Source organism: Streptosporangium roseum DSM 43021 (assembly GCF_000024865.1).
Classification (GTDB): Bacteria; Actinomycetota; Actinomycetes; order Streptosporangiales; family Streptosporangiaceae; genus Streptosporangium; species Streptosporangium roseum.
This window is the reverse complement of record NC_013595.1, coordinates 8,989,600-9,016,062: the sequence shown is the minus strand read 5'-3', so window position 1 is coordinate 9,016,062 and position 26,463 is coordinate 8,989,600. Positions and strand designations below refer to the sequence as shown.

The 26,463-nt window shown below is 69.8% G+C and carries 24 protein-coding genes and 1 pseudogene; 8 read left to right on the top strand and 17 right to left on the bottom strand.

The annotated features are described in order from the left end of the window. Window positions 1-25 precede the first annotated feature (25 nt). The 5 genes from sppA to glgB all read right to left on the bottom strand — a co-directional run bounded on the left by sppA (window position 26) and on the right by glgB (window position 10,174). A complete protein-coding gene (gene sppA / locus SROS_RS39420) occupies window positions 26-1,726 on the bottom strand; it encodes a signal peptide peptidase SppA (protein ID WP_012894554.1) in 1,701 nt (566 codons plus the stop codon). Window positions 1,727-1,756: 30 nt separating this feature from the next. Further along, the gene (locus SROS_RS46610; RefSeq protein WP_012894553.1) at window positions 1,757-3,739 is read right to left on the bottom strand and encodes a S8 family peptidase; all 1,983 of its coding nucleotides are present in this window, start codon (window positions 3,737-3,739) and stop codon (window positions 1,757-1,759) included. 150 nt (window positions 3,740-3,889) lie between these two features. After that, window positions 3,890-5,473 (bottom strand): glycosyl hydrolase family 18 protein, encoded by a 1,584-nt coding sequence (locus SROS_RS39410; RefSeq protein ID WP_245564446.1) that lies wholly within the window; start codon window positions 5,471-5,473, stop codon window positions 3,890-3,892. A 249-nt stretch (window positions 5,474-5,722) separates the two neighbouring features. Next, entirely contained in the window at window positions 5,723-7,669 is a 1,947-nt protein-coding gene (locus tag SROS_RS46605; RefSeq protein WP_012894551.1) for a S8 family peptidase, read from the bottom strand. A 147-nt stretch (window positions 7,670-7,816) separates the two neighbouring features. Beyond that, on the bottom strand, window positions 7,817-10,174 hold the full coding sequence (gene glgB, locus SROS_RS39400) for a 1,4-alpha-glucan branching protein GlgB (protein WP_012894550.1): 2,358 nt from the start codon (window positions 10,172-10,174) through the stop codon (window positions 7,817-7,819). Window positions 10,175-10,365: 191 nt separating this feature from the next. On the opposite strand from glgB, the gene SROS_RS39395 reads away from it, so the two are divergent. Next, a complete protein-coding gene (locus tag SROS_RS39395) occupies window positions 10,366-11,079 on the top strand; it encodes a DUF4328 domain-containing protein (RefSeq protein WP_012894549.1) in 714 nt (237 codons plus the stop codon). 27 nt (window positions 11,080-11,106) lie between these two features. Here SROS_RS39395 and SROS_RS39390 read toward each other — a convergent pair whose 3' ends face one another. The 7 genes from SROS_RS39390 to SROS_RS39360 form a co-directional block, all read right to left on the bottom strand. After that, window positions 11,107-12,408: a copper amine oxidase gene (locus tag SROS_RS39390; protein ID WP_218919757.1), complete on the bottom strand. Its 1,302-nt coding sequence runs from the start codon at window positions 12,406-12,408 to the stop codon at window positions 11,107-11,109. Continuing rightward, window positions 12,405-13,058, bottom strand: a complete 654-nt coding sequence (locus SROS_RS39385; protein WP_148269354.1) for a hypothetical protein — start codon at window positions 13,056-13,058, stop codon at window positions 12,405-12,407. The genes SROS_RS39390 and SROS_RS39385 overlap by 4 nt, the downstream gene beginning before the upstream one ends. Before the next feature lie 221 nt (window positions 13,059-13,279). After that, window positions 13,280-13,771: a GNAT family N-acetyltransferase gene (locus SROS_RS39380; RefSeq protein WP_012894546.1), complete on the bottom strand. Its 492-nt coding sequence runs from the start codon at window positions 13,769-13,771 to the stop codon at window positions 13,280-13,282. A gap of 220 nt (window positions 13,772-13,991) precedes the next feature. Continuing rightward, complete coding sequence (locus SROS_RS39375) at window positions 13,992-14,633, bottom strand: DsbA family oxidoreductase (RefSeq protein WP_012894545.1); 642 nt, start codon at window positions 14,631-14,633, stop codon at window positions 13,992-13,994. A gap of 13 nt (window positions 14,634-14,646) precedes the next feature. Next, window positions 14,647-15,120: a nucleoside deaminase gene (locus SROS_RS39370; protein ID WP_012894544.1), complete on the bottom strand. Its 474-nt coding sequence runs from the start codon at window positions 15,118-15,120 to the stop codon at window positions 14,647-14,649. Between the two features lie 6 nt (window positions 15,121-15,126). Next, window positions 15,127-15,447: a DMT family transporter gene (locus SROS_RS39365; RefSeq protein WP_012894543.1), complete on the bottom strand. Its 321-nt coding sequence runs from the start codon at window positions 15,445-15,447 to the stop codon at window positions 15,127-15,129. Between the two features lie 57 nt (window positions 15,448-15,504). Beyond that, entirely contained in the window at window positions 15,505-15,849 is a 345-nt protein-coding gene (locus SROS_RS39360; RefSeq protein ID WP_012894542.1) for a DMT family transporter, read from the bottom strand. Between the two features lie 124 nt (window positions 15,850-15,973). On the opposite strand from SROS_RS39360, the gene SROS_RS39355 reads away from it, so the two are divergent. Further along, on the top strand, window positions 15,974-16,435 hold the full coding sequence (locus SROS_RS39355) for a MarR family winged helix-turn-helix transcriptional regulator (RefSeq protein ID WP_012894541.1): 462 nt from the start codon (window positions 15,974-15,976) through the stop codon (window positions 16,433-16,435). 499 nt (window positions 16,436-16,934) lie between these two features. Here the strand turns inward: SROS_RS39355 and SROS_RS39350 are convergent, their stop codons facing one another. From SROS_RS39350 to SROS_RS39340, 3 genes are all read right to left on the bottom strand, one after another. Then, window positions 16,935-18,062 carry a serine hydrolase domain-containing protein gene (locus tag SROS_RS39350; RefSeq protein WP_012894540.1) on the bottom strand — a complete coding sequence of 376 codons (1,128 nt, stop codon included), beginning with the start codon at window positions 18,060-18,062 and terminating at the stop codon, window positions 16,935-16,937. 64 nt (window positions 18,063-18,126) lie between these two features. Beyond that, on the bottom strand, window positions 18,127-18,945 hold the full coding sequence (locus SROS_RS39345; RefSeq protein ID WP_012894539.1) for an ABC transporter permease: 819 nt from the start codon (window positions 18,943-18,945) through the stop codon (window positions 18,127-18,129). Continuing rightward, window positions 18,942-19,886 carry a daunorubicin resistance protein DrrA family ABC transporter ATP-binding protein gene (locus SROS_RS39340; RefSeq protein ID WP_012894538.1) on the bottom strand — a complete coding sequence of 315 codons (945 nt, stop codon included), beginning with the start codon at window positions 19,884-19,886 and terminating at the stop codon, window positions 18,942-18,944. The genes SROS_RS39345 and SROS_RS39340 overlap by 4 nt, the downstream gene beginning before the upstream one ends. A gap of 58 nt (window positions 19,887-19,944) precedes the next feature. Here SROS_RS39340 and SROS_RS39335 point away from each other — a divergent pair, with 58 nt between their 5' ends. Together SROS_RS39335 and SROS_RS54670 are read left to right on the top strand one after the other, a co-directional pair. Beyond that, a complete protein-coding gene (locus tag SROS_RS39335; RefSeq protein WP_245564443.1) occupies window positions 19,945-20,790 on the top strand; it encodes a TetR/AcrR family transcriptional regulator in 846 nt (281 codons plus the stop codon). A 63-nt stretch (window positions 20,791-20,853) separates the two neighbouring features. Further along, window positions 20,854-21,158 (top strand): annotated as a pseudogene (locus tag SROS_RS54670) (Scr1 family TA system antitoxin-like transcriptional regulator). Here the strand turns inward: SROS_RS54670 and SROS_RS51760 are convergent. Together SROS_RS51760 and SROS_RS39325 are read right to left on the bottom strand one after the other, a co-directional pair. Then, the gene (locus tag SROS_RS51760) at window positions 21,133-21,432 is read right to left on the bottom strand and encodes a hypothetical protein (protein WP_043653864.1); all 300 of its coding nucleotides are present in this window, start codon (window positions 21,430-21,432) and stop codon (window positions 21,133-21,135) included. The pseudogene SROS_RS54670 and the gene SROS_RS51760 overlap by 26 nt on opposite strands. Window positions 21,433-21,471: 39 nt before the next feature. Beyond that, the gene (locus SROS_RS39325; protein WP_012894536.1) at window positions 21,472-22,746 is read right to left on the bottom strand and encodes an FAD-dependent monooxygenase; all 1,275 of its coding nucleotides are present in this window, start codon (window positions 22,744-22,746) and stop codon (window positions 21,472-21,474) included. Window positions 22,747-22,860: 114 nt separating this feature from the next. Here SROS_RS39325 and SROS_RS39320 point away from each other — a divergent pair, with 114 nt between their 5' ends. The 4 genes from SROS_RS39320 (at window position 22,861) to SROS_RS39305 (ending at window position 26,429) form a co-directional block, all read left to right on the top strand. Further along, window positions 22,861-23,385, top strand: coding sequence for a TetR/AcrR family transcriptional regulator (locus SROS_RS39320; protein ID WP_012894535.1), 525 nt, complete (start codon window positions 22,861-22,863; stop codon window positions 23,383-23,385). Between the two features lie 171 nt (window positions 23,386-23,556). Continuing rightward, window positions 23,557-24,465 (top strand): helix-turn-helix domain-containing protein, encoded by a 909-nt coding sequence (locus SROS_RS39315; protein WP_012894534.1) that lies wholly within the window; start codon window positions 23,557-23,559, stop codon window positions 24,463-24,465. Between the two features lie 440 nt (window positions 24,466-24,905). Next, a complete protein-coding gene (locus SROS_RS39310; RefSeq protein ID WP_043653861.1) occupies window positions 24,906-25,235 on the top strand; it encodes a vWA domain-containing protein in 330 nt (109 codons plus the stop codon). Window positions 25,236-25,793: 558 nt separating this feature from the next. Continuing rightward, window positions 25,794-26,429 (top strand): TetR/AcrR family transcriptional regulator, encoded by a 636-nt coding sequence (locus SROS_RS39305; protein ID WP_218919756.1) that lies wholly within the window; start codon window positions 25,794-25,796, stop codon window positions 26,427-26,429. The last annotated feature ends 34 nt before the right edge of the window (window positions 26,430-26,463 follow it).

Genomic DNA, 26,463 nt, shown 5'->3' with positions numbered 1-26,463 from the left:
CGATGAGCCCGGATCCGTCGGAGTACTAGCGGATCGTCCACCCACCGGGGAGCATGAGCGGGCCGTAGGACGGCAGGCCCAGCTCGGCGGCCAGGTGGGCGAGCGGGCCCCAGGCCTCCAGCCGGATCCGGGCTGTGGCGGCGGTCCTGTCCTCGCTGGAGTCCGCTGGGCGCAGGCGCTCCAGCGGGCTCAGCCTGGGGTAGGCGCGCACCGGGGCGTCGGCGGCCAGGCCGGCCTTCCTGCGGGCCAGGGCGAGGGCGTCCTGGAGGCCGCCGAGCTCGTCGACGAGCCCGTGGGCGTGGGCGTCGGCGCCGGTCCAGACCCGGCCCTTGGCCAGCTCGTGGGCGCGTTCCCGGGACAGGCCGCGGCCCTCGGCCACCTTGTTCACGAAGTCCTCGTAGACCCGGTCGAGCCAGGCGTTGACCCGCGCCCACTGCGCCTCGGAGAAGGCGTTGGTGGAGGAGAACATCCCCGCGTTGGCGCCCTCGCCGACCGTCTCGGAGGAGACGCCGATCTTCTCCAGCAGCCCGCCGATGACCGCCTTGCCGCCGAACACACCGATGGAACCGGTGAGCGTGCCCGGCTGGGCCACGATCGCGTCCGCGGCCATCGAGACCATGTAGCCGCCGGAGGCGGCCAGGTCGCCCATCGAGACCACGATCGGCTTGCCGGCCTTGCGGGTGAGCACGACCTCGCGCCAGATGGCGTCGGAGGCCACGTAGGAGCCGCCGGGACTGTCCACCCGGAAGACGACGGCCTTCACGTGCTCGTCGCGGCGGGCCGCGCGCAGGGCGGCGCAGACGGTGTCGGAGCCCATCGCGCTGCCGCCGCCCAGCGGGCTCCGCCCGCTGCGGCCGAGCCGGATCGCGCCGTTGCCGTGGACCAGCGCGACGGTCTCCTCGCCGGGTCGCGGGAGCTTCTTCGCGATCGGACCCTTGGCGTAACGGCCCACGTACAGCAGGAGGGCGTCGTCGCCGACGGCCTGCTTGACCTCGTCGTAGACCTCGTCGCGGTAGGCCATCCGGTCCACCAGGCCGGCCTCGACCGCCTCGGCGCCGATGAACGGGCCCTCGTCGATGAGCTTGCGGACCTTGGTGGGCTCCAGCCCGCGCCCCTCGGCGACGCCCGCGACGATCTGCTCGGTGACCGACTCGGTGATCCGGCCCATCGACTCGCGGTGGGGGTCGGTCATGTGGTCCTGGGTGAAGGTGTTGGCCGCGGTCTTGTACTCGTGCCGCTGGCCCATCTGGTACTCGACGCCGAGCTTGCCGAGCGCCCCCCGCAGGAAGCGCTGCTCCATCGCGACGCCGGTCAGCCCGACGTCGCCCGACGGCTGCAGGTAGACCCGCTCGAAGGCGCTGCCGAGGTAGTAGGGCACCGTGCCGGCGCCGAACTCGCCGAAGGTCTCGGCGAACGCGACGGTCAGCTTGCCCGCCGCCCGGAACTCGATCACGGCCTGGCGCAGATCCTGCACCATCGCCAGCCCCAGCGGCTGGGTGCCGATCTTGACGATCAGCGCCTTGACCCGGGAGTCCTTCCTGGCGCGCTTCAGCCCGGACAACACGTCGGTCAGGCTCGTCTTGCGCATGGCCAGGAGCGCGCTCAGCGGGTCCGACGGCGGCCCGTCGGACAGCCCGTCGGTGAGGTCGAGTTCAAGGACCAGCGGAGCGGTACGCCGCTGCCGGAGCCGGTCGACTGTATCGATGATCACCTTGGTCGCGTCCATGGCTATCACCCTAAGCGACCAATCTCGAACTTATGCGATACGGCGGGCGTTCACATGCTTTTTCAGTATTGAGGTGTATTCGGAGAGGGAGGAGCCCTTCAGCCGCTGCCTCTCCGCGGCGATGAGAGTGTCCCTGACCGTGGTCGACCTGCTGATCTTCGCGGTGAAGTTGACCCCGCCGTGCGCCCAGTTCAGCCAGGCGGCCAGCAGCTCGCTCTCCATCTTGATCTTCTGGGTGAGCTTCGTCTTCTTGGCGGGCTTGAGCACCCGGTAGGCCGTACCCGGCGTGGAGGCGCGGGTGAGCTCGGGGAAGACGTCGCTGGCCTTCGCGACCAGGCGCAGGTAACAGCTGAGCGTCTCGTCCGAGAGCTCCCCCTTGCCCCGGGTCATCTCCGTGGCCCATCCGGCGGCGGTCAGGGTCTTGGCGGCCTTGCCCCGGCTGCACACCACCGGCGCGGTGGTGGGCGTGGCGGTCACGGTCACGGTGACGGTCACCGTGGGCAGCGGGACCGGGCTGGGCGCGGGCGGGTCCACCGGGTCGGGGACCGGGGACGGGCCGGAGCTCGGGTTGGGATCGGGGTCGTCGCCGGGGTCGTCCGGTGTGGAGCCGTCCCCGGGGGCGGGATCCTGGGTGGCGGGGGGCGAGGGCGCGCGGCCGGTGAGCGCGCCGTACAGGTCGAGGCGGGGCGTGGTCACTCCGTCGTAGACGATGGGGCGGCCCGCCGCGGTGAGCTTGCCGACAAGCGCGTCCGGGGTGACGTCCGCCGACTTCCCGGCCAGCACCGCCAGCGCGCCCGTGACGTGCGGGGTCGACATCGAGGTCCCGCTGTAGACCGCGGTGCCGCCGTTCGGCACCGCGGAGTCGATCTCGACACCGGGGGCGAAGAGGTCGAGCACGGAGCCGTAGTTGGACCACTCGGGGACGCGGTCGTCGTCACCGGTCGCGCCCACGGTCACCGCGCCGGAGATGCATCCCGGAGCGCCGGCACCGGACATCCCCTCGTTCCCCGCGGCGGCGACGGTCACCACGCCCTTGGCGCGCAGGGTCTCGATCTTCTGCTTCATCGCCCCGATCTCGGGTGCGCCGTCGCACGCCCCCTCATAGAGGCCGCCACCGAGGCTGAGGTTCACCGCGACGAGGCCGGGGTGGGAGTCCTTCAGCTTGGCGACGTGGTCGAGGGCGAGCAGGATCGTGGACTCGTAGGCGCTCAGGCAGGCCTCCCCGCCTTCGCAGTCGTCGATGCGGCTGAAGACCTGGATCGCCGCGATGTCCGCGCCGGGTGCGACGGCGTGGGCGATGCCCGCCACGTGGGTGCCGTGGTCGCACAGGTTGACGGCGCCCTCCACGCACATGGGGGTCTTCGCGTCGGCGGAACCCTGACCGGTCTGCGTGTCAGCCCCGCCGGGGCACAGGGACTTCGCGCCGCCGTCCGTCGCGGAGAAGCAGGCCTCCTCCACCACCTTGCCCGCCAGCGCGGGATGGTCCCGGTCGATCCCGGTGTCGATGACCGCGATCATCTTGCCCTCGCCGGTGGCCCCCTCGGCCTGGGCCTGGTCCGCCCCGATCAGCTTCAGACCCGAAGCCAGCGAGACGGGGGAGTAGGCGCGGTCCCGGCGGACCGACACCACCCGGGGGTCCTGGGCCAGCGCGGCCAGCGACTCGCTCGTGCCCTCGACCACGATGAACGAGGTGTCCGGCGGCTGGAGGACGACCTCGGCGCCGGGCAGGTCCTGGGCCTGGCCCGCGACGGGTGCGGCCTCCGCCGGCGCGGTGACCTCGACGATGACCCGGGCCCCGTCGCCGTCGGCGGCCAGCCCGGGTTCCAGCTTGGGCGCCGCCGGCTGTTCCGCCGGAGCCGGTGTCTCCCCGGTGGGAGCCGGTGTCTCCCCGGTGGGGGCCGGTGTCTCCGCGGTGGCCGCCGGAGGGGGTGGTGGCGGCTCCTCGGCGAGGGCGGGGACGCCAGGGGCGACGGTGAGCACGATCGCCATGGCCACGAGGGCTCGAAGTCGCACACGTCCTCCGGGGGGATCAAACGGGCGATTCGGAGTCTAAGCAGCGTTTTGTTCCGAGTGAATACCTTGATCCCGATTCGAAGGATCTTTTCAGAAAACGACTCGACCCCCCGCGGCGTGACGCACACGGAGGGCCGAGTGTTCGAAATGCTACTTGAGTCCGTTGGAGATCGCGCTGATGAGTTCACCGTTGGCGGTGTCGCCGCTGGTCTCCCAGAAGAACGCGCCGCCCAGACCCTGGTTCTTGGCGTAGGTCATCTTGCCCGTGATGGTGGCCGGGGTGTCGTAGCCCCACCACTGGCCGTTGCAGAAGCCGTAGGCCGTGCCACCGATCGTGCCGGTGGCGGGGCACTTGGTCTTGAGGACCTTGTAGTCCTCGTTGCCCGCCTCGTAGGTGCCCGGGGCGGCGCCGGTGGCGGTGCCACCCGGAGTCGCCTGGGTCACGCCGGTCCAGCCGCGGCCGTAGAAGCCGATGCCGAGCAGGATCTTGCTAGCGGGAACGCCCTTGCCCTTGAGCTTCTGGATCGCGGCGTCGGAGTTGTAGCCGTCCTTCGGAATGCCGGGGTAGGCGGTCAGGGGCGAGTGCGGAGCCGTCGGGCCCTTCGCGTCCCAGCTACCGAAGAAGTCGTACGTCATCGGCATGATCCAGTCGAGGTACTGAGCCCCACCGGCGTAGTCGGCGACGTCCATCTTGCCGCCGGTGGAACCGTCGGCGGTGATCGCCGAGGTGACCAGGGCGCTGGGGCCGAACTTGGCGCGCAGCGCGGACAGCACATTCTTGTACGCCGCCGGCCCGCTGGCGTCACAGGTCAGACCGCAGGCGTTCGGGTACTCCCAGTCGATGTCGATGCCGTCGAAGACGTCGGCCCAGCGCGGGTCCTCGACCATCTTGTAGCAGGAGTCGGCGAACGCGGCCGGGTTGGCAGCCGCCTGGGTGAAGCCGCCGGACCAGGTCCAGCCGCCGATGGAGTAGATGACCTTGATGTTCGGGTAGGCCTTCTTCAGCTTGCGGAGCTGGTTGAAGTTGCCGCGCAGCGGCTGGTCCCAGGTGTCGGCGACGCCGTCGACGCTCTGGTCGGCGGTGTAGGCCTTCTCGTAGTCGGCGTAGGAGTCGCCGATCGAGCACCTGCCGCCGGCGGAGTTGCCGAAGGCGTACAGGATGTGCGTCAGCTTCGCCGCCGAACCGCTCGTGACCAGGTTCTTCACGTGGTAGTTGCGGCCGTAGACGCCCCATTCGGTGAAGTAGCCGACGACCTTCTTGCCCGAGGGGTCGGGGCCGACGGTGGGGGTGACCGTCGGGGTCGGCGTGGGGGTCGGGTCGACGGTGGGGGTGACCGTCGGGGTGGGCGTCGGGTCGGGGGTGCCGGTGCCGTTGCAGGCGGCGCCGTTCAGCTTGCAGTCGAGCACGCCGGACAGTCCGCCGGGCGCGCCGTTGAAACCGAAGCTCACGGACGCGCCGGCCGCCAGGGCGCCGTTCCACGCCTTGTTGACGAAGGTGTAGTGGTTGCCGCTCCTGGTGAGGTCGGCGTCCCACGCCGAGGCGATCGAGCTGCCGGCGGGGAGGTCGAACTCGACCTTCCAGCTCGTCAGCGCGCTCGTACCCGCCTTCACGGTGACTTTGCCCTCGAATCCCGAACCCCAGTCGGAGGCGGTCGAGTACGTGGCGGTGGCCGGAGTGGCGGCTGTGGCGGTGCTCATTCCCAAGGGGACGAGCAGCGCAGCCGCTGCGATCAAGGAGCCGATGGTCATTCGTCGCAAGGGTTGCTCCAGGTCAGAGAGTGCCAAGCCCCCGAATTCATAGGAAAGTTTCCTATTAGTTTCCAGAGCGTAGATTCTCGTTCCCGGGCGGTCAATGCCTCACCGATCGATATAAGGCTGATTTAAGGTTCGTTCCACGCCCCCCCGGGCGCCCCCGGACATGAAACGGGCCGGTCACGTCATGCGTGGCCGGCCCGGATCGGTCGGGAGTTCGGTCGGAAAAACTTACTTCGCCTTGTTGACGTGGGCGCTCAGATACCTGGCGGCGCCGGAGATCTGGGCGGCGGTCGCCTTGGTGTTGAGACGGTGCCTCTCGGCGACGGCGACCGCGCTCTTGAGCGTGGTGGCGCCGTGGACCTTGGATGAACCGTTGTAGGCGCCGTGGGCCCAGTTCAGCCAGGCGGCCAGCAGCTCACGGTCCAGGGCGGCCCTGGCGGACTTGCCCTTGAGCACCTTGTGGGCCTTGGCGAGGGAGTTGGAGTCGGTGGCCTCGGGGAAGACCTTGCTGCCGTTCTGGGACAGGCTGAGGTAGCAGGTCAGGGTCTTGTCGGTGAACTTGCCGGGCTTCTTGTGGAACTCGGTGGCCCACCGCGCGGCGGTCAGCGCGGTACCGCCCTTGCCCCGCCCGCACGCCGTCCCGCTCCCGGCGGGGTCCGGGGTGCCGGGGCCGCTGTCGGTGACCGCCGGGCTCGGCGCCGGCGTCTTGCTCGGCGTCGACGCGGGCGTGCTTGACGGCTGGGGGGTGGCCGTCGGCTGAGGAGTGGCCGTCGCGCTCGGGGTCGCCGAGGGCGTCGGGGTGGGCGTCGGAGTGGGCACGGGAAGGCCGAAAGCCCGTGACAGGTCGATCCGCGCCGTGGTCACGGTCTTCTCCCTGCTCCGATAGGTGATCGCCTTCCCGGTGTCCTGGAGCTTCTTCAGCAGCTCGGCGGGGCTCGCGCCGGGCGACCTCTCCTTGAGCAGGGCGAAGGCGCCCGTCGCGTGCGCGGCGGCCAGCGAGGTGCCGCTCCCGGTGGCCCAGCGGCCGTCCGGGGCCGAGGAGGTGATGTCGACGCCGGGAGCGAAGAGGTCGAGCAGCGTCCCGCGGTTGGAGAAGTGCGCCACGGCGTCGGAGTCGTCGGTGGCGCCTACCGTGACGGCCGCCGGGACGCAGCCCGGAACGCTCACCCTGCCCTCGTGGCCGCCGTTGCCGGCGGAGACGACGGTGGGGACGCCCAGCTTGAGCAGCCCCTCGATCTCCTCCGAGACGGGGTCGACATTGCACGTCTCGTCTTCGTCGTACTCGTGGGCACCGAAGATGTCGGTGCTCATGTTGACCGCTGCGATCTTGTGGCTCCTGGTGAGCTGCATCACGTACTGCAGGGCACGCAACTGGTCGGAGGCCCAGGCCAGCACGCAGGGAGCCTTGCCCTCGCCGCAGTGCTCCTCGCTCTCGAACCGGGTGAACACCTGGACGGCGATGACGCCCGCGCCCGGTGCGACGCCGTCGGCCTGCCCGTCCCCGGTCTTCCCGCCGGCCGCGACGCCGGCCACCAGCGAGCCGTGGGCGCACATGTTCGTCGTGCCGGACAGGCATCTCGGCGTCTTCGCGTCCGCCGAGCCGGGACCGGTCTGCCTGGTCGACAGGTCGGGGCAGAGTGACCGCGTGTTCCAGATCGTGCTCTGGGAGGAGAAACAGGCCTCGGCCACGATGCGGCCGGCGAAGAACGGGTTGGTCCGGTCGATGCCGGTGTCCAGGATGACGACGTTCTGCCCCGCGCCCGTGACACCGGCCGCGTGGGCCCGGTCGGCGCCGATCACCCTGGTGCTGGAGGCGAGCGCCGGCGCGCTGAGCCGGTCCTTCCGGATGGAGCCGATGCGCCGGTCGTCGTCGAGCTTGGCGAGGGTCGTCCTGTCGACCTCCATGACGAAGAAGCCCTGGCCGCCTGATCCCGGCAGGACGCCGGTCGTCGCCGAGATGGCCTCCGCGCTCCTGGCGACCGGGGCGACGGCCTGGCCGTCGTCCAGATCGACGATGACACGGACCTTCTCGCCGGCCCTGACCTCGGCCGTGACGGCCGGATCCACCGTGGCCGGGGGATCGGCGGCGGCCGAGACCGCGGGGGGCGTGGCAGCCAGGACCGCCGATGTGGCGGCGAGCACGATGGCTCCCGTGAGGAGACGTCGAAGTCTCACTGAACCTCCGGAGAAGGGCGCGTGCGCTACCGCACGCACCTGCTGATCACCTGTAGGCGCGCGGCTCGATGATCATCGCGCATCATGATCCAGAGGGTAGAGCGAGAATTCGATAATATGTACGAATGTGGCCGATCTGTGATCAGATCAGGCTGACTTCTCCTGGGCTTTCCCCCCGACCCCTTCGACGTCCTTTCCGGCGGTTGCGCCCACGGCGTCCCGGGCCGCGGCGTCGCCGGCCACCGTGTCACCGGCCACGGTCCTCTCCTCCGGCTCCCCGCTCGCCGCCTCCTCCAGGATCTCTTCGGCCGTGACCACGGCCGCGGCCTCCGCGACGGGCTTCGCCTCGGCGCTCACGCCGGGGTGGCGGAACCAGACGGCGCCCAGCGGCGGGACGCGCAGGCGGGCGGAGTACGGCAGGCCGTGCCGGGGCTCCTCCGCCGCCTCCACGGCGCCGAGGTTGCCCACGCCGCTGCCCGCGTAGCTGTAGGAGTCGGTGTTGAGCGCCTCCTCCCACGCACCGGCATAGGGCAGGCCGAGACGGTAGTCCTCGTGCGGCGCGCCGGAGAAGTTGACCACGCAGGCCACGGCCGAGCCGTCCGGGGCGCGGCGCAGGAACGAGAACACGTTGCCCATCGCGTCATCGGCGTCGATCCAGCGGAAGCCGTCGGGGGAGGCGTCGAGGCTCCAGAGGGCGGGAGTCTCCCGGTAGACCCGGTTGAGGTCGCGGACCAGCCGTTGGACCCCCTTGTGCCCGTCGAAGTCGAGCACCCACCAGTCGAGCCCGCGCTCCTCGGACCACTCCGAGCCCTGGCCGAACTCCCCGCCCATGAACAGCAGTTGCTTGCCCGGATGGGCCCACATGAACGCGAACAGCGCGCGCAGGTTGGCGAACCGCTGCCACTCGTCGCCGGGCATCTTGCCGAGCAGCGACCCCTTGCCGTGCACCACCTCGTCGTGCGACAGCGGCAGCACGAAGTTCTCCGAGTAGGCGTACATCAGGGAGAACGTCATCTGGTGGTGGTGGTACTGCCGGAAGATCGGCTCGTGCTTGAGGTAGGCGAGGGTGTCGTGCATCCAGCCCATGTTCCACTTGAACCCGAACCCGAGCCCGCCCAGGTGCACCGGCCGGGAGACCCCGGGCCAGGCGGTCGACTCCTCGGCGACGGTGATGATCCCCGGCTGGTCCCGGTAGGAGACCATGTTCATCTCCTTGAGGAACTCCACCGCGTCGAGGTTCTCCCGCCCGCCGTACTCGTTGGGCGTCCACTCGCCCTCGCGCCGCGAGTAGTCGAGATAGAGCATCGAGGCGACCGCGTCCACCCGCAGCCCGTCGATGTGGAACTCGCGCAGCCAGTAGACCGCGTTGGCGACCAGGAAGTTGCGCACCTCCCGGCGGCCGAAGTCGAAGACGTAGGTCCCCCAGTCGGGGTGCTCGCCCCGCGCCGGGTCGGCGTGCTCGTACAGCGGGGTCCCGTCGAACCTGGCCAGCGCCCAGTCGTCCATCGGGAAGTGCGCGGGCACCCAGTCGACCACCACCCCGATCCCCGCCTCGTGCAGGCGGTCCACCAGATGGCGGAACTCGTCCGGGGTGCCGAACCGGGCGGTCGGCGCGTAGTAGGACGTCACCTGGTAGCCCCAGGAGCCGCCGAACGGGTGCTCGGCCACCGGCATGAACTCGACGTGCGTGAACCCCATGTCCACCACGTAGTCGACCAGCTCGGTGGCGAGCTGCCGGTAGGACAGCCCCGGCCGCCACGAGCCGAGGTGCACCTCGTAGGTGCTCATCGGCGCTTCCAGCGCGTTGTGGCTCGCGCGCCGGCGCATCCACTCGTCGTCCTGCCAGTCGTAGTCGGACCTGTCGATCACCGACGCGGTCGCGGGCGGGGTCTCGGTGCGCCGGGCCATCGGGTCGGCCTTGGCCCGCCAGACCCCGTCCGCGCCGAGGACGCCGAACTTGTAGCGGTCGCCCTCGCCCAGGCCGGGAATGAAGAGCTCCCAGACACCGGACCTGCCGAGCGAGCGCATGGGATAGGCGGTGCCGTCCCAGTGATTGAAGTCCCCGATCACCCGGATCCCGCGCGCGTTCGGCGCCCACACGGCGAAGGCGGTGCCCTCCACGTCCTCGTGCCGCATGACCCGCGCGCCGAGCACCTCCCACAGCCGCTCGTGACGCCCCTCACCGATCAGGTGCAGGTCCACCTCGCCCAGCGTGGGCCAGTGCCGGTAGGGGTCGGCCATCTCGTACGGCTCGGCTCCGGCGTAGGTGACCCGGAAACGGTAGTCGGGCACCTTGTCCAGACCGGGGATCGTCACCGCGAACACCCCGTGGGCGACGTGCTCCATGTCATGGACCTGGCCGTCCACGACGACCTGGACCTTCTCGGCGAGCGGCCGCAGCACCCTGACGGTCACGCCCCCCGGCCCCGGGTGCGCTCCGAGGATCGAGTGCGGATCGTGGTGTGCCCCACCCGCCAGGCGCTCCAGGTCCAAGTGCGCGTTCATGGATCACTCCCGTAGATCGGTATCCCCTAACCCTGCCCTATGCGGGCGCTTCATCCCATGCCCTTGTCCGCTATCACCATGCGTGTCGTGAAAACGTGCGAAGACGTAAGGAGGAAAAAATCTCGATTGTCAGGCCATATCGCTTGTAGGAATATTGGCCGTCGATCTAATTGATCACGCAGAGGACTGTGATGCGTCTCCACCCCCCACCGCCCCGCCCCCTGCGGCCACTGCGGGAATCGGCCGTCGTGGCGGTGACCGCGCTGGGAGCCGCCGCCCTCGCCGAGATCGTCTGGGTGCTCGCCGGGTCAGGCCTCACCTCGGTGCTGGACAGGACATCGGAGGGGCCGTCCCTGCGGAGCATCGAGGACCTGCTCCCCCTCGTGACATTCCTCGTCCGCGTCCTCGGGACGAGCGTCGCCGTGGTCTGGCTTTTCCTGGTCCGCGCCGTCGCGGCGATCGCCTTCCTGGTCTGGCTCTTCCGGGCCCGCGCGAACGCCGAGTCGCTGACCCCGGTCCCGCACCGCTGGTTCCGGATCCTCATCGTGCTCGGCTGGGCCCTGCCGGTGGTCAACTGGTGGATCCCCAAGCAGATCATGGACGACGTCTGGGCGTCCTCCCGGCCCGGCGGTGTGCGCGGCGAGCACATCGGCAGGGAGGCGCACTCGGGGCTGATCTGGTCCTGGTGGGTGTCGTGGCTCCTCGGGTCCTGGGTGCTGCCGCTCGTCGGCGTGCTGCTCTTCGCGGGGGGAGACCGGAGCTCCTCGGGCGGCGCGTTCTGGCTCGACGTCTTCACCCTGGCCCCCACCCTGGCCGCGGCGGCTCTGGCGGGCACGGTGATCCTGCGGATCACGAAAGCCCAGGAGGGCCGCCGCGCCTGGGCCGCCGGGCTCCCTCCGCCGTGAGGTGTCAACGCGGTCTCCGGTGACGTCTCAGTGGGGGTTCTTGGCCGTGACGTCGCGGGGGGTGATGCGGAAACCCTGCCAGTGGGTCGGCATGGGATCGGCGTCCTCGTCGCGAGGGACGTGGTGGTAGCCGACGTTGACCCAGAGCACGGGGTCGGTGAGCCTCTCCCCGTTCGCGTAGCGGTCGACGGACCCGGCGCACCTGGGCGCCGGGTTGGTGGTCGCCAGGCGCTCGCAGGAGCGGTAGTCGGTGACGTAGACGTCGGCGCGGGTGAAGGCCTCGCCGGCCGGGCCGCGATACTGCGCGCTGTCGGAGTTGTTGAGCTCCCAGGAGACGGGGTGTCCGTCGGCGTTGCGGACCCCGCGGTCGACCACGCGCCACCAGCGCGTCCGGCGGTTGAGGGCCTTGGCCTCCCTGGTGAGGGTCGTGCGCTTGAGCTTCCGCTTGGCCGTACGGCTCCCGGAGAAGTCGTACTGCTCGACGACGTCGCCGCTCTTGCCCTGGATGTCGAAGTCGAGGCGCCAGAAGACGTTGTGGCTGTGGCTCTCCTCGAACGTCGCGCTGCCCACGCCGATCGGCCAGCCGTGCCCGGGTGTGGTGGTGGACCCGGCCAGTGAGCCGGTCGCGCCCACCCGGGGGGTGATCGCCCCGTCGTCGGAGAAGGCCCATTCGGCCAGGTAGGTGTACCAGCCCACCTGGAAGGCGGCGAACACCACCAGGTCGTGCCCCTGGGCCGAGGTGCTCGGCCCGTCGTAGCCGGACTTCAGATAGGCGTGGCCGCGCGCCCGGGTCGTCACGCAGACGGACTGCTCCCGGCGCTCGCCGCCGGGACAGTCGGCGGCCAGCAGGGGGATGGCCGTGTGGCCCAGGGCCCCGATGTCGTGGTAGCGGGGGCTGCCGCTGTCGTAGGGCACGTGGATCTGGGCCAGCGCGGTGCTGCGCAGCACGCTGACCGGGCGGTTGCCCTTCGGCGTGTAGACGACCTTGGTGAGGGTCAGTCCCTCGATGGTGCGCATCTCCCAGCAGAGCTGCCAGCGCGCGCCGTTCGGCAGGGTCCTGTCGATCCGGTACGGCGCGCTGCACGGCGACGCCGGAGCCCGTACGGCCTGCGCGACCGCGCCCTGCGGAACCCGTACGGCCCGCGCGGGAGCCGCGACGTGCGGGAGCCGTACGGCGTGCGCGGCGGGTATGGCAGGTGTGACGTGCGCGGCCTGGGCGGCGTGCGCGGCGGAGGCCTGGGCGGCGTGCGCGGCGTGCGTGGTCTGCGCCGGGCCGAGGACGCCGGCGAGCAAGGCGCAGGAGAGGATCAGGCGCAGGGACACGGTCACCACTCCAGGGTGTGGATCTTCTTGGCGGACAGGTCGACGACGATCCGGCTGGTGTCCAGCCAGGTGTTGCCGGGGAGCCGGACGAACAGCCGCACGCACCGGTGGGCCGCGCACCGGCGGGCCCCGGCCTCGTGGCCGGGAGTGAAGATCAGTCCCCGCAGCCCCAGGTCCGACGCGGAGCGCAGTTGCCCGCCGCCCGCCCTGGCGTAGGCCTCGCGCACGCCCCCGCCGTACGTCGGGTCGGCCAGCAGCAGCTCGGCGGCCCTGACCTCCTCCGCCCGGGACGGCGGCGGCTGCACGCCCCGCGTCACGGCCTCCTTCACGACCCTGCCCTGGCCGAGGTCCACGGTCCGCACGATCAGCCTGTCGGTGGCGTAGTCGTAGAGGTAGGCCTCGGCCCGCCGCCGCTCCTCGGCGTCCTTGCCGTCGTCACGCTCGACGTAGAGCAGATTGATCCGTCCGGCGGCCATGTGCGCCCGCGAGGTCGCCGAGGCGATGGCGCCCGCCCTCGCGACCTCCGCACCGGTCAGCGGATCCCCCGGGACCGGCTGTCCCGGCGCTGCCTCCGCCGCCTGCGACCCCTGCCCGCCGGGCAGGAGGAGTGCCGCCCCCACCGCGGCCGCCGCCCCCGCCCCCGCGAGTGTCATCATGATCCGCCGTCGCCCCACAAGCACCCTCTTTACCGATTGTTGACCTGTAGTCGCGGAGTGTAGCCAAATCGCGGCGGCCGGGCGGCTCGAAAGTCGTAATGCGGCGATAGTGGGGGGTCCGGCGGGGAGGCGCTCTCCTGGTCTGCGCGATCAGCTCGTGCGGGTGGCCGTCGCCCGGGTCCCGTGCCCCGGTGGGCCCGGGACCCGGGGCCGCAGGGAGGTCAGGGCGCGTCGGGCAGCAGCTCCCACTCCTCCCAGGAGATGTCCCTGCCGGGCCAGCGCACCGAGGCGTACGGCCACGCCTCGCGCATCCAGGCGCGGACCACCCGTTCCAGCTCCTCCTCCAGGCCGGTTCCCTCCTCGTCGGCCCGTACCCAGAACGACACGTCGGCGTCGGCTCCCCGCTTCTCCGGAGGGTCGATGTAGACGCATCCGAGCTGGCGGGATCCGTCGGGGCTCATCACCGCGTAGTTGAACGACCTGCGGAGCAGGGCCTCCTTCTGGTGCCAGGCCAGATCGATCAGGTTCTCCTCCAGCGTCATGTCGTCGAGCGGCCATCCGCCTCCGCCGGGGAAGCTCTCCCGCAGCCGGGAGGCACTGCTCATCACGGCGTCGAAATCACGCACCGTGTCATGAATGGTGATGGGCCGGATGTGGAATCTCTCGTGCTCCACACCTGCGGGAATCTCATGGGTTCTCGGTAGAAACGGCATGGGGCCAGCCTGGTGCGCCTGGCTTGGCGCCGGCTGAACTCCCGCTTGCTCGATCACCCCGGGGCGCGGTCGTCTCCGGGGCGTTCCGGCACCGCGGGCTCGCCAACCGGTCCGTCGGCCTGGGAGGAGCGGAGAGGTGTCCAGGGCGGCGACGTAAGGACATCCTCTTCAACCACGGGGAGAAAGAGGCACGTTCGTCCTGGGGCGTGTCTCCGGCCGTTCAGCACCCCTCGATCGAGCAGGCCAGGCGTGGCGCAAGGTGGTCTCCTTGCCTGGTTGCGGCTCTTTCGATGGCCTCGTGCAGTGCGGCCTGGCTGGGCATGCCCTCGATCCTGATGTCCTCGATGAGGATCGTGGGGACGGCGGTGATGCGGTGCGCGGCGGCCTCGGCCAGCGCCGCTCGGTGGGCTTGGGCGTACCGGCCGCTCTCCAGCGCGGCACGGTACGCGGTTGCGGGCAGCCCGAGCCCGGCGGCCAGCTTCTCCAGCACGTCGAGGTCGCCGATGTCGAGCCCGTCTTCGAAGAAGGCCCGCAGCATGCGGTCGTTGTAGGCGTCGGCCAGGTAGTGCTCCTTGGCGAACTGGTAGCCCTCGAAAGCCAGGCGGGTGTGAGGCTGTGGTGAGACGTCCGGCAGCCGGATGGCGACGCCCATGCGCTCGGCCATCGGGTAGACCACCCGCGACCAGATGTCGCGCAGGTAGTCGCCTTCCGGGCGGAGCGTCGGGGTGGGTTCTGGCCGCAGCTCGAACGGCATCCACTCGACGGCGACGTCGTGGCCGGCGGTGGCCTCGGCGAGCGGCTGCTTGGCCAGCAGGCAGAAGGGGCAGACGTAGTCGGACCAGACCTTGATGCGTACGGTCATGACGAAGTCCCTTTCAGCGGGTGAGCCAGGCGCGGAACGGCTCCTGTGCGCCTTCGACGGGCAGGAGCAGCGGGGACAGCCGCCACTGCTCGACGGGGACGGCGAACAGGTCGTAGGAGGAGGCGTAGTCGAATCCGGCGGCCGCGGCGGCGTGCCGGTCGGCGGCGAAGACGATCCGGCTGACGCCGGACCACAGGGCGGTCACGTAGCAGAGCGGGCAGGGCTCGCCCGAGGCGAGCAGCGTGGTGCCGGCGAGGGCGTGGGGCCCGTGTTCGCGGGCAGCCTCGCGCAGGGCGACGATCTCGGCGTGCGCGGTCGGGTCGCGGTGCGCCCTGACCCGGTTGACGCCCGAGCCGAGCACGGTCCCCGTGCCGTCCACGACGAGCCCGGCGAACGGGATGCCGCCGGCGTGGACCTCGGCGGTGGCCAGGGCGACGGTCTGGGTCAGGCGCTCGGTGAGCCAGGCGGGTGGGGTGGCGTTCGGCATCGCGGCTCAGATCCCCGCGGCGATCTTGAGGAGGACGACGCCACCGATGATCGCGGCGAACGAGCCGAGCTTGGCGGGGGTGATCTTCTCCTTGTAGATGAGGGCGCCGAGGATGACGGTGCCGATGGAGCCGACGCCGGTCCAGATGGTGTAGCCGACGCCGACGTCCAGCGTCTTGAGCGCCAGGCTCAGGGTGAAGATGCCGCCGGCGGCCGACAGCAGCGTGAAGACCGACGGCCAGAGCCGGGTGAAGCCCTTGGTTGCGTTGGTGCCGAGGGCGAAGCCGATCTCGAAGACGATCGCGATGGAGAGGTAGATCCAGGCCATGATGACGTTTCCTTCGGGCGTGAGGTGACAGGGCAGGGAAGTGACAGGGCGGGGTGTTCAGGCCGCGGACGGCTTGTCGGCGGTCAGGCGGTCGGAGAGCTTGAGGCCCAGCACGCCGCCGATGATCAGGACGAAGGCCAGCACCTTCCAGATGGTGAACTCCTCACCGAAGATCACAGCGCCGAGCACGACCGTGCCGACCGAGCCGATGCCGGTCCAGATGGTGTAACCGACGCCGACGTCCAGCGTCTTGAGCGCCAGGCTCAGGAAGAAGATCCCGACGGCCGCCGCGGCGGCCGTGAGCAGGGACGGCCCCAACTGGGTGAAGCCCTCGGTGGCGTTGGTGGCCAGAGCGAAGACGACTTCGAAGACGGCCGCGATGAGCAGGTAGATCCAGGCCATGAGAGGTGCTCCTATTTGTATGTACGTGCAAGTTCCTGTGGGACAGAATGTTGCATGTACATGTATGCTCTTGTCAAGCCGGTCTCAGGAAAGATCGGGAAGGCCGTAAGAACGGAGGGGTCTCATGACTCCCGCAGTCCCCGCCCCGGTTGCCGCGCCGCCCGTCTCGGACCTCGCCGCGACCTGGCAGCACATCCTCCTCCTGCACGCCCGCGTGGAGAACAGACTCGCCGCCGCGCTGCAGCGAAGGCACGGCATCGGCCTGTCGGAGTTCCGTGCGCTGGGCCATCTCGTCGCCTCCCCCACCTCCGAGCTGCGCATGCAGGAGCTGGCCGACAAGGTCGGGCTCAACCAGAGTTCGGTGACCCGCCTGGTGGCGCGGCTGAGCACGGCGGACTTCGCCGTCCGGGATCTGTGCCCGGACGACAAGCGGGGGGTCTACACGGTCATCACCGAGACGGGCCGGACGAGATACGCCGAGGCGAGCCGCACCTATGAGGAGACGCTGAACGCCGCCCTGGAGGAAGCGAGGCAGGCGGACCCGCAACTCGCTGCCGCCCTCACGGTGCTGGGCGCCGCGGACTGAGTGCCTACGCCTACGGCTCCGCCCTGTCGACCGCAGCCGTAGGCTGGAGGCCCCCTTCGCGCCGGAGTTCGGAAAACGCAGGTCATCCCTGAAGGAGTGGGGCTGGTCAAGTAGCGGTGAGAGGCCCCGCTCCTTCATCGCATCAGAGCCGGTTTGTTGGAATTTCGGCCGAGACTACGACCACCCCGGAAGAAGCCCTCAACCTGATCACGGTTGACCGCTGGCCAAACCTGCCGGCGGAAACGCGCATCAAGATCGGCCACCACCTATCAGGCGCCGGCTCGACGCTGAGCAGCGGCTCTGCCGTCGCGCGGCCCGTTCCCGCCGTATTCCGGCGGCACCCGTCAGAACTCCTCGTTTCTGAGAGGGTGGTCCGCGAGCCGCCATCCTTCTCGACTCGCGAACCGCCATCCTCTGAGCGTCACGATGGCAAGCGCCGGGGTGTCACGGGTCGACCGGGTCCGCGCAACGCGGCATGCGGCGGGACTGCTCCGGCCGGTCAGCCGAGGGCGACGCCGTACATCGCCTTGATGATCTTGATGGGGATGTCCAAGGTCTTCGGCTCGATGTTGGTGTGGATGACGACGCTCTGCCGGCCGTCGTCGGTGCTCAGCGCGAGGGTGAAGGATCCCGGGAGGGTGCCGCTGACGCCACGCACGGTCAGGCCGTCCATCCCCGCGTTGTCGAACTCGATCACGCCGAGGCCATAGCGGGCGTGCGGCAACCAGACGACGCTGTCGTTGGTGACCATGGTCCACATCTCGTGGTGCTGAGCCGGTGGCAGCAGACCGCCGGTCGCGATCGCCCTGAGAAAGCGGGTCAGGTCTTCGGTGGTGGAGACGATGCCGCCGGCCGCCCAGCCCCATGAGGTGTTGAGCGCGGTGACGTCGATGGGCGGCTTGTCATGGTCGATCATCGACGCCCAGTTCTCCGCGGTGAGCGTCGCCGGGTCGACGCCATCCTTGAGGGCGCCGGCAACGTAGGCCGTGGGATGCGGGTGGAGATAGCTTGTGGCGTCTGCGGGCCGTACGTAGGTGCGGGTCAGGTCGAGCGGCCGGATGACTGTGCGTTCGACTTCGGCGGCGTAGGTGTTGCCGGTGACCTTCTCGATGATCGCGCCGGCCAGGTAGTAGCCGCCGTTGGAGTAGATGAACTGCTCGCCCGGCTCGCCGGCCGGCGGCTGGGACACCGCGAGCCTCACCAGCTCGGAGGTGGTCCAGATGCGGGTCGGCTGCGTGGCGATGCTGCGCTGTAGTTCTGGTGCGAGGCCGGTGAGGAACAGGCCGCTGGTGTGGTTGAGCAGATGCCGGATGGTGATCTTGTCGCCGTCGTAGCCGCCCGTCTCCATGACGCCGGGCAGCCATGTGTTCACCGGGTCCTCGAGGCTCAGCCTGCCTTCGGCTGCCAGGGCCAGCACGGTGGCGGCGGTGAAGGCCTTACCGGAGCTGCCGATGTGCAGGTGCTCCCCGGGCTGACGCCGATGCCCGCCGGCGAGGTCGGCCACTCCTGCGGCGCCGAACCATGTTCCGTCGGCGTCGTGAACTTCGGCGACGATGCCGGGAACGCCGTCCTCGGCCACAGCCCGGTTCAGGATCTGCTGGATCTTCTCGTGGATGTTGTGCGGCATTTTTATGACTTTCGGAGGAGAAGTATTCGGAGGAGAACACGCGGTCTGCAGATGCCTGGAGCGTTCAGCGTCCTCTGCGCATGTAGGAGCGGAGCGACAGCGGGACGAAGATCACCAGCAGTGCGGCCGACCAGAGCAGGACGGTGGTCACCGGATGCGCGAGTGGCCAGGCCACGTCCCCGGACGGGGCGCCCGGGTTGCCGAACAGCTCCCGTGAGGCGGCGGTGAGCGTGCTCACCGGGTTCCAGTCGGCCAGGAAGCGCAGCCAGCCCGGCATGCCGTCGGTCGGGACGAACGCGTTCGACAGCATCGTGAACGGCAGGCCCAGCGGCACCATCGCGTCGGCGACCTGGTCGTTCTTCACCGCCAGGCCCACATAGACGCCCACCCAGCTCAGCGCGTACCGCAGCACGATCATCAGCAGGAACGCCTGGGCCGTGGGGATCAGGCCGCGGTGCGGCTGCCAGCCCACCAGCAGGCCCGCGCCCACCATGATGGCCAGCATCAGCAGGCCGGTCAGCAGGTCGGCGCCGGTCTGCCCGAACGGCACCGCCAAGCGCGCCATCGGCATGGAGCGGAACCGGTCCATCACGCCGCGGGAGGCGTCGGTGGCCATCCGCGTCATGACCCCCAACCACGCGGAGAAGGTCACCATCGCGAACAGGCCGGGCATGAGGTACTCGCGGTAGTCGCCGCCTCCCGGCACCTGGATCGCGCTGCCGAAGACGTACCCGAACAGCACCACCATGATGACCGGGAAGACCAGCGCGGCGACGATCTGCCCGGGCTCCTGCCGCAGCCGTCCCAGCTCGCGGCCGACCAGGGTCAGCCCGTCGGTGAGCGTCCAGCGCAGGCGGCCCAGTGGTGAGGTGAGGACGGTCATCGCACGGTCTCCTTGCGGTCGGTGAGGCGCAGGAACACCTCGTCGAGGGTGGGGCGGCGCAGGCTCACGTCGGCGGCGACGACTCCGGCGCGGTCGAGCTCGCGCACGATGTCGGCGAGCCGGAGGCGGCCGCCGGACAGGGCGACGCTGAGCCGGTCGGCGCCCGTCGTCGTGGGATCGGTGCCGGTGAGGGTGTTCAGGACGGTCATCGCCGCAGGCAGTGCGGCGGGGTTTTCGAGGGTGACGTCGAGGCGGTCGCCGATCGTGGCCTTCAGCTCGTCGGGCGTGCCGGTGGCGATCACCTGCCCGTGGTCGATGACGGCGATGTCGTCGGCCAGCTGGTCGGCCTCGTCCAGGTACTGCGTGGTGAGCAGCACGGTGGTGCCGTCGGCCACCAGCTCGCGGATGCTGTCCCAGATCTCGCCGCGGCTGCGCGGGTCCAGGCCGGTGGTCGGCTCGTCCAGGAAGAGCACCTCGGGGCGCAGGATGAGGCAGGTGATCAGGTCGAGGCGGCGGCGCATGCCGCCGGAGTAGCCGAGAACCGGCCGGTCGGCGGCGTCCATCAGGCCGAAGCGCTCCAGCAGCTCGTCGGCCCGCCGGTGCGCCTGGCGTCGTGGCAGGTGGTAGAGCCGGCCGAACATGCGCAGGTTGCCACGGCCGGTGAGTTTCTCGTCCACGGCGGCGTACTGGCCCGCGAGCCCGATGCTCGCCCGCACCTGGTCGGCCTCGCGGACGACGTCGTGTCCGGCGATGCGGGCGTGCCCGGCGTCGGGATCGGACAAGGTCGCCAGGATGCGTATCGCGGTCGTCTTCCCCGCGCCGTTGGGCCCCAGCACGCCGCAGACCGTTCCTCTCGGAACGCTCAGGTCCAGCCCCCGCAGCGCATGGGTGTCGCCGAAGGACTTGTGCAGCCCCTCGGCGACCACGATCGGATCAGGCATGACCCCTCCACTGGGTATGTTGTACGCGGTTGCGGGTCAGGCTAAATTACTGGGTACCATGTATGCAACTGGGGAGGAGGAGACGGTGGCCGACGCCGAGTACGTGAACATCTGGATGCGGCCCGAGCGCCCCGCCCGCGGGCCGAAGCCCACCTACAGCCGCGCGCAGATCACCGAGGCGGCGATCCGGATCGCCGACGCCGAGGGGCTGGAGGCCGCCACCATGCGGCGGATCGCCGCCGAGATCGGCGCGGGCGCGATGTCCCTCTACCGCTACGTCCCGAGCCGCGACAACCTGGTCGAGCTCATGGCCGACCGGCTGCAGGGCGAGATCGACGTCACGGGCATGCCCTCGGGCGACTGGCGCGCCGACCTGACCCGCTACGCCGACGGGCTGCGGGCCATGTGGCTGAGGCACCCGTGGATCGGAACCGTGCAGCGGTCACTCCCCAGTTTCGGCCCCAACCAGCTGCTCTTGATCGAACGGCTGATGGGAGTGCTCGACGCCTTCGTCTCCATCGACGAGAACCTCGGCCTCATGGCCATACTCAACGGCTACGTCGAGGGCACCGTCCGCGAGGAGATCAGCTCGACCAAGGAAGTCCGCCGCAACGGGCTCAGCGAGTCGGAGTGGATGGCGCGGAACTACCCGTACATCGAGCAGCTGGTGAAGAGCGGGGAGTACCCGATCTTCACCAAGATCGTGATGGAGGCGCGCCAGCCGCACCTGAGCCGCGACGACCAGTTCCGGTACGGGCTCCAGCGCGTCCTCGACTGCATCGCCGCGGCCCTCCCGTCAACGGCCGAGTCTCCGATGCAGGCACACCGAGAGGGGCGGGAAGAACAGGGCGGGCCAGGGCAGGCTCGTAGTCGACCCTCCGAGAGGGCATCAAGAGCGGAATAGGCGCACAAGCCATGCCTGAATGCCCACCAAAAAGGCGCAGCGGCGGCCCGTGCCTGGTCACGGGTGGAGTCCAGGGCTTGCCGATGCCGGGGTGTTCCCCGACGGGGATGGGGTGGACGCCTTCGCGCAGGAAGCGCACACCCTGCACACCTGGGAACCGTCGTGCCGGGTCTCCTCCAGGCCGAGGAGTACGCGCGAGCGGTCATCCGCGGCGAGCCCGACAGACCGAGGAGCAAGTGGGAAAGGCCGTGGCCGCTCGCATGGAGCGGCGGGAGATCTTCACTCGCATTGCTCCGCCATTGTTCTGCGTGGTGCTGGACGAAGGTGTTTCACATCGTCCGATCAGTGGCAGGGAAGGCGCGCCTTGAGCGCCCGGTCAGCCGCCGAAGGCGGGGTAGCCCGGCAGCGTGAGCAGGTCGGCCGCGGTCCGTTCGAGCCACGGAACCTCCTCCAGGTACGGCGTGCCTCCGCGGTGAAGCCGCGCAGCGCCTCCGGCCCGGTGCCGTACGCCTTGACGATCACGCTGCCGCCCTCGGCGGTCCGGCAGCGCAGAACGGTGCTGCGTAAGCTGCCGCCCAGGTCGGCGGGGTCGGAGAGTTCGACGCCCATCACCTTGCCCGCGGCGCGCAGGATCGCTTCCACTCCGGTTTCCTTCCAGCGCGCTCTGCCGGGGATGTCGCGTCAGACAGGCAGAGGTGGGGGAGGCCGTTCCCCGTCAGGGGCCGCGGCGCTCTTCATGGCGGTCGCCTGCGGATAGTACTTCACCGTGATCTCGTCGTGCAGCCGTAGGCCCCCGCCGCCGAAGCCGGCCAGGGCGCGGGCGATCGGCGTGGGGACATGGTTGATCAGCCGCACTCCCTGGACCAGGCCCCACAGACCCAGGCGGGTGTCGGGGATGAGCCGCTTGGCGGCGCCGACGGCGAAGGTACGGCTGCGCCGTACATAGTCGCCGATCTCCCGCTCGTAGGCCGGGAACGCCCGCGTGTGGTCGCCGCGGGTCTCGGCCAGCTCACCGGCCAGGACATAGGCGCCCACGACGGCCAGGCTGGTGCTGCCGCCGACCGCGGGGCCCGGGCAGTAGCCGGCGTCGCCGACCAGGCTCACCCGTCCCCGGGACCAGGTGTCCATGCGCAGCTGGGTGATCGAGTCGAAATAGAACGTCGAGGCGCGGTCCAGCTCCTCGCCCAGCAGGCGGGGCACCTCCCAGCCCAGCCCGGCGAACTGCTGCCGCAGCAGTTCCTTCTGCCGGTCGACGTCCCGGTGGTGGTAGTCGAGCTCGGCGGCGGGGCGGAACAGGAAGACCGCGCGTGCGTCGTCCATGCGCGCCCCGCCGTACACCCCCACCATCCTGTTCACGCCGGTGATCCCGTCCATGCGGTCGCGCAGGCCCAGGTAATTGGGTATCGACATGACCGCCAGGTAGGCCCCGATCCAGGTGGAGAAGCGCGACTCCGCTCCGAAGACCAGGCGCCGGACGTTGGAGTGCAGCCCGTCGGCCCCGATCACCAGGTCGAACCTGCGGGCGGGCCCCTGCTCGAAGGTGACGTCGATGCCGTCGGCGTTCTCGTCCATGGCGGCGATGGAGTCGCCGAAGAGGTATTCCACGTCGTGCCGGGTGCTGTCGTAGAGGATCTCGCCGAGATCGTCCCGCATGATCTCGACGTGCCGGTCGGACACGACGCGCATCAGCCTGCCGACCTCCAGTTCGTGGAGGTGGGCGCTGTTCCCCGCGCGGAACGAGAGCCACTCGGTGCCGGTCTTCCTGGCCTGGACCGGTTCGATCAGGCCCATCTTGTCGATGATGTCCATGGCGGGGCGGAACAGGTCGATCGCGTGCCCGCCCGCTTTGCGCAGCGCCGGGGCCCGCTCGACCACGGTGACGGCGAAGCCGTACCTGTTGAGCCAGTAGGCCAGGACGGGGCCGGCGACGCTGGCGCCGGAGATGAGGATCCGCATGCACCGTCTCCTTACTTAACGGAAGGTAAGCAACTTACTTAACGATAGGTAAGCATGATTCGCGGCCGGCCGCAACGACTTACTTAACGATAGGTAAGCGCTACTCTTGGTTCCATGGCGAGACCTTCGGACACCAAGACGCGCATCCAGGCGGTGGCGCGCGAGCTCTTCCTGGAGCAGGGCGTGCAGAACACCAGCCTGAAGCAGATCTCCGACCGGCTCGGCATCACCAAACCGGCCCTCTACTACCACTTCGAGTCAAGGGACGACCTGGTCAGAAGCATCATCCAGCCGCTCATGGACGACCTGGAGACGTTCGTGGCCGAGCGCGAGCCCGGAGACGGGCGGCGGCTGCTCGAAGACTACTTCGACCTCATCTGGCGGCACCGGGAAGTGATCATGCTGGTCCTGCACGCGCCCGCCACGCTGGTCGAACTCGATCTGATGGACCGGATGTGGGCGTGGCGCAAGCAACTGACCACGCTCCTGCTCGGCCCCGCCCCCTCCACCGCCGCGCGGATCCACGCGACCGTGGCGCTCGGCGGCATGTCGGACTGCGTGGTGGAACACGCGACCCTTCCGTTCGACGAGGTCAGGTCCGCAGCCGTGGAGTCCGCGCTGACCGTCCTCGCCATCTGATCCCCGGCAAGGGGGCAGCGCCTCCACGGACTGCGGGGGGAGGGCGCGGTTTTCCGGTCCTGCTCCGAAGTGTCTGAAACCCCCTCCGTGCCTGCGGCCTTCCGCGTGATCGCTCGATTCCGGCGAAAATGCCCTTGAGTCTCCAGTGACTGGAAGGTCGAAGCTGGTCTCGTGAACGACCACACGGAGCTGTTCAGCATCGGACAGCTCGCCCGCCGTACCGGAGTGCCGGTGCGCACCGTCCGCTTCTGGTCCGACATGGGGATCGTCGCGCCGACGCGCCGCTCGGCCGGTGGCTACCGGCTCTACGACCTGTCGGCGGTGTCGCGCCTGGACCTGGTACGGACGCTCCGCGAGCTCGGCCTGGACCTGGAGACGGTCCAGCGGGTCCTGAACCGGCAGGGCACCGTCGCCGAGATCGCCGGGGCGCACGCCGACGCCCTGGACGCGGAGATCCGCGTCCTTCAGCTGCGGCGCGCGGTGCTGCGGTCGATCGCCCGACGAGGAAGCACCACCGAGGAGATGAGACTCATGCACAAACTGGCCAGACTGTCCGCGCAGGAGCGGCAGCGCGTCATCGACGACTTCGTCGACCAGACCTTCGCCGGCCTCGACCCTGACATGCCGGGGGCCCACATCGCGCAGATGATGCGCCGGATGCCGGCGGAGCTGCCGGACGATCCGACCGCGGAACAGGTTGACGCCTGGGTGGAGCTCGCCGAGCTCGTCGGCGACGAGGAGTTCCGGCGGCGCGTGCGCCAGATGGCGGTGGCGGGCGCGGAGCCCGGCGAGCAGCCGCAGCAGTACGACCACGAGCCGATCCTCGAGCACGGCGGCGGCGCGCTGGCCGCGGGGATCGCCCCGGAATCCGCCGAGGGCAGGACTGCTCTGCACCGGATCATCAGCGCGGACACCCCCGCCGAGGAGCGCGTCCGGCTGGCCGATGAGCTGGAGAGGTTCACCGACCGGCGGGTGGAGCGGTACTGGCAGCTGATCGGGGCCGTCAACGGCCTGCCGCCGTTCCCCCCCAGCGCCGCGGCGTTCGAGTGGTTCATCGCGGCGCTCCGCGCGCACCGGTGAGCCGGCCCGGCTGAGGACCTCTCGGCGTCGGCCGGAGAGGGCCCATCGGGGCAGGGCCGGGATCCCCGGACCGGATCCGATGGCGTCCGGTTGCGTCCACGGATGCGGTGTACGGGTTCCGTCGGTGACGGGCGGCGACAGCGTTGCCCGTTCACCTCCACTCCGCCCCAGGGGTGTCCATCTGTGCGGCGCCGTACGGGTGTCCATCTGTGCGGCGCCGTACGGGGTGGAAGGTCAAAAGCGCGGCGAGGGGTGGGTGGGGTGGCCGGGGACCGGCCCATCCGCGCGGCGCCGTACGGAGTGCTCCCCGCTGCGCGGAGGAGGGGGCGATACGGGGGTTTTCCTTGATCTGTTGGGATTGGGCGTCCTGTAGCACGGCTAATCCCAACAGATCATGGAAAAACCATGATCACTACCGCTCCCGGGGCTCATACGCCCGGGTGCTGCAGGTCGGAGAGCCGGCCGGACTCGAGTGGGACAGGGGCCAGGGCACCAACCTGCATCACACGCTGCTGATCGCCGGCCGCCACCTGGACCGGCGTCCCGACTTCGAGCCGACCGCCCACCTCGAACGGGACGGCGGCTACGTGTTCCGATGGCCGCCGTCGGCCGAGACGCTGGAGTTCACCCTGGTGGAAGTCGACAAGATGACCCGCCGCCGCGACGATCAACCGCAATTAGTCTTGTTCTTGGAGGCGTTGGCTTTCTGGCCGTCCCAGTTCCAGATGAATGAACTCCACCACATGCATTTACCTTTTCCGTACTTGTAAACAGGTCCGGCATAGGTGGAGTACACGCCCTGGTCGATCGCTTCTCCGGCGGCACCCGACTGGGTGTTCAGTCTGATGCCCATCCACCACGGGTCAGTTGCTTTAACATTTCGGATGGCGACGGCGCAGTTGTAGCCGTTGGAGCTGTTGTAGGACGCCGCGGAGGCGGGTGAGGACACGGCCACCGAACCGGCTAATGCCACCGCGACCATTGTCGCACTCAAGGCTGACCTTCTCGGGTTCATCCATCCTCCTTACGTATAAATCGCCCTATTTGGGTGATTTGGCGCACCGAGCCGGGGCCTCTTCTGGTGATCGACATCAACACTCTGGGGTGCACCCGGTCCGTCGCGGAAGTCGTCAAGATCCACGCCCTCTGAAGACCGTGACCACGACTACTCGGAGCTGCATCGCGTCCGGTCACGGCTGCCCGAGTGGAGGGCCTTCGGGTCCGCTCGCGTCGCTCGCCATGTCACTTAGTGACATAATGTCTCTTGAAGACATTGGAAGAGGCGAGTGTGAGGTGCCATGACCACGAAGCAACGCGGCGGGGGAGGGGTGAACGAGCAGCGGCGTGCGCGGCTGCGGCTGGAGATCTCCCGGGAGGCGGCGCGTCTCTTCTGGGAGCAGGGAGTGGCCGCGACCAGCGGCGATCAGATCGCGGACGCCGTGGATCTGTCCACTCGCACCCTCTGGCGGCACTTCCGCAGCAAGGAAAGCTGCGCGGAGCCGATCATCATGCAGGGCGTGGTCACGTTGCTGGGCGTGCTGCGCCGCTGGCCCCGGCAGAGCTCCCTGGAGGATCACCTGGCAACGGAACTGACCAACCTCAGACTCGGTCACGAAACGCCGCCTGTCGGGCTTGCCGACGAGATGCTCGCGATGAGGATGATCCGGCTCGCCGACACCGACCCAGCGTTGCGCACTGCGTGGCTTATGGCCTGCGACCAGGTGGAACGCGAGATGTGCGCGATCATCGGTGATCGTCTCGAGCGCCCGGCCGGTGATCTGGAGGTGCGTATGCACGCCGCGTCGGCAGCGGCTGTGGTACGGGTGCTGGACGAGCACATCGGCGCCGCCGCGCTCGCCGGCGACGACCTCACCGAGTTCGAAGACGTGACGGCCCTCGCCCGGCGCTACGCCCACGCGATCCGCACCGCCACCGGCGGAGCCGTCGGCGACCCCGTCGCCTGACGACACCGCCCAGCCTCGAGTAGCCCGCCGACCG